Consider the following 7,959-nt stretch of genomic DNA (forward strand, 5'->3'; position numbering starts at 1 on the left):
AGGCTCTGTTTTAAATGAAGGTTGATTATATATTAAATTTAAAAGGACACAGTGCTGTGTCCTTTTTGAGTATATATTATATTATAAAATTTATTGCAATTACCAAAAGTCCGCCAATAATTAAGGAAACTGTACTTAATCCTGCACTTATAGTAGTTTTTATATTATTAGTTTTATCTTTTTCCATTTTACTAACTTCGAGATTTGCATTAGCAATATATTGAGCATTATTTTGTCCAAGACCTTGCATAGATAATCCCATTGGATTTCCTCCAATAGAAGAAAGAACTCCTCCGACAACAAAAATTATGCCTTCAACAAAAAGTACATCTCTTAATTCATAATCTTTAAAATTTGTAATTATAAGTGCGACTCCAAATAATACTATACCCCAAATAATTCCGAAAATCACACATTTCCCAATAGTTTTTAATATACTTTTTTCCATAGATTTGCCCCCTTTTTTTATGAACTAATAAAATATTCATATCTTTATTATATATCAAATATAACATAACTAAAACATTTATTGCATTTTATATATATATATTAACTATTTATATAAATATTGGTTGTCTTTCCTTGAACTCCTTTACCATAGTATAACTATGTGCTATATTACTATGAACTATCAAGTTTTTATTTCGTATTGTTTCTTTTTCTGTACTAAATGTATTTATCCATTTATGCCACTTTAAATAGTTCTCAAGATATTTTGTAGCCACCCCATTAAATTTCGCCATCCATCTCTTTAAATTAGAATGCAGACTATTTATGTGATTTATATGATATATATCTTCTTTGTGTCTACCTCTTTTAATTCTCTTGTGCTCTAATTTCATATCTGTAGCAAACTGAATATATGACTTATGAGAATCTGTGCATAGAATAGAATTTTCCCCTATACGATTACCATATAGACGTTCTAACTCATTAGCAGTAACTCTACCAGTACACAGTAATTCAATTATTATATTGCCTTCTCTATCAAGAGCAGTACCTACACAAACTTGTTCTTTACTGATACCTCTCTTTTTAACTTGTTTACCTCTCTTACGAGAAGGTCTTGGCATATTGGCAGGCTTAGTTCCTTTGTATGAGTAAGCAAAGAAAACTTCATCTGCTTCAACTACACCATCAACAGAGCCTACTCCAAGAAATTCACTAATACAATTAAGTATTTTGTGTCTCCAATAAAAAGAAGTTGCAATATTAATTTCTACTTCTTCGGCTGATTTCCTTATAGAGTAACCATTCAACATACATTTAGCATATTTTAACCATTTATCTAAGCCCATTTTGCTTCTATAAGTAGCAGAGTTAGTCAAATCGGAGAATGATTTTTTACAATTTCTGCATAAATATCTTTGCACACCATTTCTTTTTCCATTTCTAACTACATTAGTGCCATTACAATGACAACAAACTCTACCTTTAGAAAATCTCATTTCTTTAACTTCTTTAGTTACTTGTGCAACTTGAGAACCCAAAACAAGATATTCTTCTAACTGAGTTAGTAATTCTTGTTGCTCTTGTTCTGATAAGGCTTTTGCTTGTGATAATACTAATGCTACATTATTCATGGTGATACCTCCGAAAATTGATTATATCTATATTATAACCTATTTTCAGAAAAGTATCATATATCAACCACTATTTAAAACAGAGCCAAATGTTTAAATGCTTCAACTATAACTCCACCTGTGTTATATTCATAATTTGACCCAATCTCAACCTTTGTCATATCTCTTGTACAAGGAATTTCATTGTAGAAATAATCCGCTTGGGTAGTTCCATAGGCTTTTATTGGTCTTCCTGCTTGTGAAAAAATAGTTGTCCATCTTGAATGTGTATGAACAATTCCACCAATATTATAAAAATCATTATATAACTTAACATGAGTTGGTGTATCTGATGATGGTTTATATTTTCCTTCTACAACATTTCCATCAAGATCAACTACAACCATATCCTCTGGAGTCATTTGATCATATTCAACTCCTGATGGCTTAATTACTATAAGACCTTTTTCTCTATCTATTGCTGAAACATTTCCCCATGTAAATTTAACTAAATTATATTTAGGTAATAACATATTTGCTTCATATACTTGCTTTTTTAATTCCTCTAACATCTTAGTTTCCTCCTATACCTATTCAAATCTTTCATTAAAATTTGAGTATGGGCTAAAACCCATACTCACTTTTACTAATCAGTTACAAAATATAATGCTGCCTCACCTAATTCTCTATTAGCAGAAATTATAATATCTCTATCTTTTTCATTTATTACTGCAACGTTACTTGGTCCTACACCAGCTTCAATAACTTCTGTTTTAAATGTAAGATTTTTCTTATCTTCACATTGAATAATAAATAATTCCTTTTCTACTCTTCTATATCCACCAATAATAGTTGGCACACCTCTTAATTTTCCGCCCCAAACTACATGTCCAAAATCCATTTCCTTTGGATATTTATAAATTTCTTTATATTCTCCATTTATTTTTTTATTTATTATGAAGTTTCCACCATGGAATTCTTCTATTGTTACTAATTCATCTTCACCATCTTCATCAATATCTACTACTGCAATATCACTTACTGGCTTATTCATAATTTGTTTAATTGTCCATTCTGTACCTTCATCTTGTGGAGGAGTTACTACAAATACCCCTTCCTGACAAGTTACTAATCCAGCCATTTTATTGTCCCATGTAGTTCTACAGTAACCATGATTTTTTGTTAATCCTTCTTTAATTACTGTTAATTTAATAGGCTCATTTAAATCATCTGGAATTTCTCCTACATAAATCTTCCCTGGATCTGACCAGTCATCTTTAAATTCTTTTGTTGTACAAAGTGTTGCACCTAAGAAATAATTTTTGCCATTAGCTTGTAAAATATCAAATCTATGAACATATGGTAATTTAAATAGTGTTTTTGTTTCCCAAGTTCCATCTTCATTTGGCTTTGACCATACTATAGTTGCATTTTCTGATTGGAAAGTTGGGAAGAAATTTTGTACTGCTAAGAAATCACCATTTTTCCCTGGCACAGATACTATTGACATAGTTCCACCCGGACCATCCCAAACTGTATTTTGTTTAAATTCTTCTCCTGAATAGCTATAACAAGCTCCTTCTCCTTCAGTTGCTAATAATATAACTCTTTCACCATTAACAACAGTACTACTAGTTGCATAACATCTAAATAAATTTGTTAAAAACTTCTTTTCAATTTTCATCTTTTCTCCACCCCATTACTTATTTCTTTATTACCTTAAATAAACTTATATTTATGCTAAATCTGCTGCTCCAACTTGAGCTTCTTCTTTATCTTGTAAATATCCATCATAATCTTCAACTATCTTAAAATAACCTTTTTTATTCTTTAAGTATTGGATTTGTGGTATTGCAAGTAATGCAACTACTACAAGTGCAAATCCGATATATTTAAAGTTATTAATTAATATTCCAATTACTGGCCATACTGTTGCAAAGTCAAAGTTTCCATGCCAACCACCATATTGAGCTAATTGGAAATAACTCGCTGCAAATGCACCACCTGGAACTTGAATAACTCCAGATACAAATGGTATTATCATTGCCGCCTTTAATCCACCTTTTCTATTAGCAAATACTGCAAATGTTGCATTATCAAAGAAAAGAGGTACGAATCCTGAAATTATTAACACAGGGCTCTTAAATACAACTAATCCGATTATTGTAATAAATTATCCTAATGCACCAAATAAGAATCCTATTGTTACTGCATTAGCATGTCCAAACCCATAAACTGCTGCACAGTCAACAGCTGGAACTGATCCCGGTAAAATCTTATTTGAAATACCTTGGAATGATTCAGTAAGTTCTGATACGAACATTCTTACTCCAAGTTGTAATATACTTAAATAAACTGCAAAGTATAATGATTTTTCAATTATATAAAATGCAAAGTTAGTTTGTGGTTTAAAGCTTGAATCTATAGTAAGCATTAAATCTTTTCCTAATATACCTATAATTATCCCAAAGAAAACCATCATTAATGTACCAGTTGCAACAACATTATCACTAAATATTGATAGGAATCCTGGAAGTTTAAGATCTTCAATTGTTTTTTCTTTATTACCTACTTTTCCTGCAATCTTATCTGTTAACCAAACACCAAACATTTGTTGATGTCCAATAGCAAAACCCCCGCCTTCAGTTAATTCTTGACAAGGTTCAACTGTAAGATTTGCTGATACAGCCCAATATATTCCTAGTAATACACCTAACATAGCTACTACTGTTGAATTAACTGATTCTGGGAAGCAGAAAAATATAATCCATAAAGCTGTAGCTGATTGTTGAACCATTATGTGACCTGTTATAAATACTGTTCTAATTTTTGTGTATTTTCTAAATAGAACTAATACTATGTTTATCATGAATGCAATTAATAAAACTATCATCATCATTGAGAAAGACTTACCTGCATTCTCAATTGCTGATTGTGCTGCTGTTTGTCCAAAATATGGATCTATTACTGCTGCTGTTAAATTAAATCTATCTTTTAAACCTGCTAATATTGGTCTAAAGTTACTAACTAATCCACTTGCAGCAACATTAAGTATTAAATATCCAACTGTAGCTTTTACAAATCCTGCAAATGCCTCATAAATTGGCCTCTTTAATAATACATATCCTAAGAAAACAATTAATCCTATGAAAAACGCTGGGTTTGTTAAGATATTAACCTCAAAAAACTCCCAAATTGATATTAAAAAATTCATATTAATACCCCCTAAATTTATAAATAAAATTTATTAAATAATTGCTTTTAAATCCTCAACTGATTTTGAATTAATTAATTTTCCAACTATACTTTCTTCTTCAATTAATCCAACCATATTAACTAAGTTTTGCATATGACTCTCATTGTCGGTAGAAGCTAGTACAAAAAATAATCTTGCATCATGCTCTGGATCATCACTAAAATGTACTGGTTCTTCTGTTCTCATAAAACATACAGCCGTTTCGTTTACACCTTTTCCTTCTTGTGCATGTGGTATGCATATATTAGGTGCTATTACTATATAAGGTCCAAATTTTTTTATACTTGAAATTATTGAATCAGCATACTCTGCTTCAATGGCACCTTCTTCTATTAAAGGTTTACATGAGGCCTTTACTGCATCTTCCCAATTATCAAATCCTTTATGAAATGAATATCTATTTTTCTCTATAATTTCTTTTAACATAAATTTCTCCCCTTTAATCAATACTCAATATATTTTTAGAATCTAGCTAGAGAAAAAACTCTAGCTAGAACTAGGAATATTTTACAAGAATGATTTGTATGGTAAATTGATTTCTTCAGTGAAGCAATCATCAAATCCTCTTGGATAGTGGTATTCTATATTATCTTTATCTGTTGGGAATGTGAACTTTCCTCCCACTTGCCAAATAAATGGTTTAAACTTATATTGTAATCTGTTCTTTTTCATTTCAAATAATGTTAATATCTCATTTGTATCTGCTTGGAAGTTTGACCATATATCATGATGGAATGGAATTACAACCTTAGTATTTAAAGATTCAGCCATTCTTAAAATATCTACTGATGTCATTTTATCTGTAATTCCTCTTGGATTTTCACCATAAGAACCTAAAGCAACATCAATTTTATGATCATTTCCGTGTTTTGCATAATAATTTGAATAATGTGAATCTCCACTATGATATAAATTCCCACCTGGAGTTTTTATTAAGTAGTTAACTGCCTTAATATCCATATCTATTGGCATTGTTCCTCTTAAATCTCCTGATGGAGGAGCTGTAATTAAAGCTGTTCTATCGAATGCTTCTAAAGCTAAAATTTCAATATCTCCAACCTTTACAGAATCACCTGGTTTCATAACTACACATCTTTCTGCTGGAACTCCCCATTCTCTCCATTTATCAACACAAGCTTGTGGTCCTATAAATGGAATATTTGAATCGCAGTTTTGCATTACTGCTGCAGCAACATTTACATCAATATGATCATTATGGTCATGTGTTGATAATACAGCGTCAATTTTTCTAATTCCAAATGGATCTAATACGAAAGGTGCAACTCTTAAATTTGGTTGAAGCTTCTTTCCTCCACACATTCTAGCCATTTGATGTTCTGGATTTATATATGGATTCTTTTTAGTTTTCTTACCACTTCCACACCAGAAGTCAACACAGATGTTTGTCCCGCCTTCTGATTTAACCCAAATTCCTGTACATCCTAACCACCACATTGAGAAAGTTCCTGGTTTAACCTCTTCATGTTCGATTTCTTCATTTAACCAAGTTCCCCATTCTGGAAAAGTATTTAAAATCCATGATTCTCTTGTTATATTTTCTACTTGTGACATTTTCTATTCCCCCTGATACCTTTTTATTTTGAACGTTTTGAACATCTTATTTATTTTTTAGAACCTTCTGTCTGTTTGCAAGTTAATAATACATCAAACATTCATATAGTTCAAGTGCTTTTTGAACTTTTTTTGTTTTTTTTGAACTTTTTCTTTTTTTTGTAACTTTTAACTATTGAACGCTTTGAACATTTTGTTTATAATTAAAGTAATCAATAAAATATTTATTGCTTATTGGATATCTATAGAAAATTTAAGAAAGGAGGAAAACAAAAATGAAACCAAAAAAAACTCAAAGTATGGTTTCTAAACGAAGAGATGAAATTTTAAATATTCTTAAAAATAATAAAACTGTTAAAAATGAAGAATTAGCAGAGTTATTACATACATCACCATTAACAATACGTAGAGATTTACAAGTATTAGAAGAAGAAGGATTAGTAAAAAGATACTATGGTGGAGCAACATTAGTAAATGAACCATCATTAATTGAAGCCAATTTAGATGTTCCAACGGATTTTATAAAACAAAAACATGCTATAGCTAAATATGCTGCTAGTCTTATAAACGATGGGGATACAATTTTTATAAACACAAGCTCCACAGCTTTGCTAATACTAGAATATTTAGAAAAAAAACGTGTTGTTGTTGTAACAAACAACGGAAAAGCTTTACAAGTTCCACTTCCGCCTAATATAGATTTAGTTTTAACTGGCGGTCAAGTATATGGAAGAAAACAATCTATGATTGGAGACTTTGCTACATTTATCTTATCAAAAATCTCTGCTTCTAAATGTTTTTTAGGAGTTAGTGGAATAGAAGTTGACTGTGGTATAACCACATCTGTTCTTCAAGAAACTTTAGTAAATAAAGAAATGATCAATCATTCAATTGGGCCTGTTTATATAGTAACTGATAGTTCTAAAATAGGACGACACTCTAATTTTTCTAGTGGAGATATTGATAAAATATCTCATTTAATAACTGATTCTGATGTATCAAATGAAAATGTTCTAAAGTTTAGAAACCTTGGAATTGATGTATCAATAGTCGATTATGATAAATAAAGAAATAAAGAAAAAGTTATGCTTATTATATGCATAACTTTTTCTATTTATAATGTTTTTAACAATATTACTTTTCATTATGTAAATATTTGTTATATAATTTTTATATAATCATTTTTAATTTAAACTTTAATATAGGAGGTAAAAGATGAGTAACAAAAAGAAAAATAAAAAAAGCGCTGTAAACGAAAAAGCTGAAAAATATTTATCTTATGGTACATTAATAGGATTAGTTATTGGACTAATTATAGGAACTACAGTATTTTTATTAACTGATAATATGTTCTGGATGGCATTAGCCCCTATTGTTTTACTTTTTGCAGGTTTAGGAATAGGCTCTTATTTAGGTAAGAGTAAAAAAGCTATAAAAAAGCATTCATAAAAAATAAATGATACATACTATTGATATAGTATGTATCATTTATTTTTTTCAGTTTGTTGAAAAACCCCCTGTTTAAAAACAGAGGGTTTTTCTATTATTAGTTGTGGATAAAATTTAAAA

At 29.8% G+C, this 7,959-nt stretch carries 7 protein-coding genes and 2 pseudogenes; 2 read left to right on the forward strand and 7 right to left on the reverse strand.

All coding sequences use genetic code 11. From position 1 onward, the window contains the following. Window positions 1–76 precede the first annotated feature (76 nt). The 7 genes and pseudogenes from HCG76_RS18510 to ulaG all read right to left on the reverse strand — a co-directional run bounded on the left by HCG76_RS18510 (window position 77) and on the right by ulaG (window position 6,390). Window positions 77–448, reverse strand: a complete 372-nt coding sequence (locus HCG76_RS18510) for a hypothetical protein (protein WP_055291452.1) — start codon at window positions 446–448, stop codon at window positions 77–79. A gap of 109 nt (window positions 449–557) precedes the next feature. Beyond that, window positions 558–1,583, reverse strand: a complete 1,026-nt coding sequence (locus HCG76_RS18515; protein WP_082423879.1) for an IS1595 family transposase — start codon at window positions 1,581–1,583, stop codon at window positions 558–560. Between the two features lie 86 nt (window positions 1,584–1,669). Then, window positions 1,670–2,134, reverse strand: a pseudogene (gene araD / locus HCG76_RS18520) (L-ribulose-5-phosphate 4-epimerase AraD); the annotation flags it as partial. A 74-nt stretch (window positions 2,135–2,208) separates the two neighbouring features. After that, window positions 2,209–3,246 (reverse strand): hypothetical protein, encoded by a 1,038-nt coding sequence (locus HCG76_RS18525; RefSeq protein ID WP_221701749.1) that lies wholly within the window; start codon window positions 3,244–3,246, stop codon window positions 2,209–2,211. Window positions 3,247–3,297: 51 nt separating this feature from the next. Next, window positions 3,298–4,776, reverse strand: a pseudogene (locus HCG76_RS18530) (PTS ascorbate transporter subunit IIC). A gap of 33 nt (window positions 4,777–4,809) precedes the next feature. Then, a complete protein-coding gene (locus HCG76_RS18535; RefSeq protein ID WP_221701748.1) occupies window positions 4,810–5,244 on the reverse strand; it encodes a PTS sugar transporter subunit IIA in 435 nt (144 codons plus the stop codon). Window positions 5,245–5,325: 81 nt separating this feature from the next. Further along, window positions 5,326–6,390 carry an L-ascorbate 6-phosphate lactonase gene (gene ulaG, locus HCG76_RS18540; protein WP_221701747.1) on the reverse strand — a complete coding sequence of 355 codons (1,065 nt, stop codon included), beginning with the start codon at window positions 6,388–6,390 and terminating at the stop codon, window positions 5,326–5,328. A 275-nt stretch (window positions 6,391–6,665) separates the two neighbouring features. Here ulaG and HCG76_RS18545 point away from each other — a divergent pair, with 275 nt between their 5' ends. Both HCG76_RS18545 and HCG76_RS18550 read left to right on the forward strand, forming a co-directional pair. Further along, window positions 6,666–7,457 (forward strand): DeoR/GlpR family DNA-binding transcription regulator, encoded by a 792-nt coding sequence (locus tag HCG76_RS18545; RefSeq protein WP_221701746.1) that lies wholly within the window; start codon window positions 6,666–6,668, stop codon window positions 7,455–7,457. Between the two features lie 148 nt (window positions 7,458–7,605). Beyond that, window positions 7,606–7,839: a hypothetical protein gene (locus tag HCG76_RS18550; protein ID WP_221701745.1), complete on the forward strand. Its 234-nt coding sequence runs from the start codon at window positions 7,606–7,608 to the stop codon at window positions 7,837–7,839. The last annotated feature ends 120 nt before the right edge of the window (window positions 7,840–7,959 follow it).

Origin of the sequence: Clostridium sp. K13 (assembly GCF_019734195.1) — a bacterium.
In the GTDB taxonomy this organism is placed as follows: domain Bacteria; phylum Bacillota; class Clostridia; order Clostridiales; family Clostridiaceae; genus Clostridium.

What these genes read in the sequence shown, in the direction of transcription:
- HCG76_RS18510 (WP_055291452.1), bottom strand. Translation starts at nt 448, where the DNA reads ATGGAAAAAAGTATATTAAAAACTATTGGGAAATGTGTGATTTTCGGA.
- HCG76_RS18515 (WP_082423879.1), bottom strand. Translation starts at nt 1,583, where the DNA reads ATGAATAATGTAGCATTAGTATTATCACAAGCAAAAGCCTTATCAGAA.
- HCG76_RS18525 (WP_221701749.1), bottom strand. Translation starts at nt 3,246, where the DNA reads ATGAAAATTGAAAAGAAGTTTTTAACAAATTTATTTAGATGTTATGCA.
- HCG76_RS18535 (WP_221701748.1), bottom strand. Translation starts at nt 5,244, where the DNA reads ATGTTAAAAGAAATTATAGAGAAAAATAGATATTCATTTCATAAAGGA.
- ulaG (WP_221701747.1), bottom strand. Translation starts at nt 6,390, where the DNA reads ATGTCACAAGTAGAAAATATAACAAGAGAATCATGGATTTTAAATACT.
- HCG76_RS18545 (WP_221701746.1), top strand. Translation starts at nt 6,666, where the DNA reads ATGAAACCAAAAAAAACTCAAAGTATGGTTTCTAAACGAAGAGATGAA.
- HCG76_RS18550 (WP_221701745.1), top strand. Translation starts at nt 7,606, where the DNA reads ATGAGTAACAAAAAGAAAAATAAAAAAAGCGCTGTAAACGAAAAAGCT.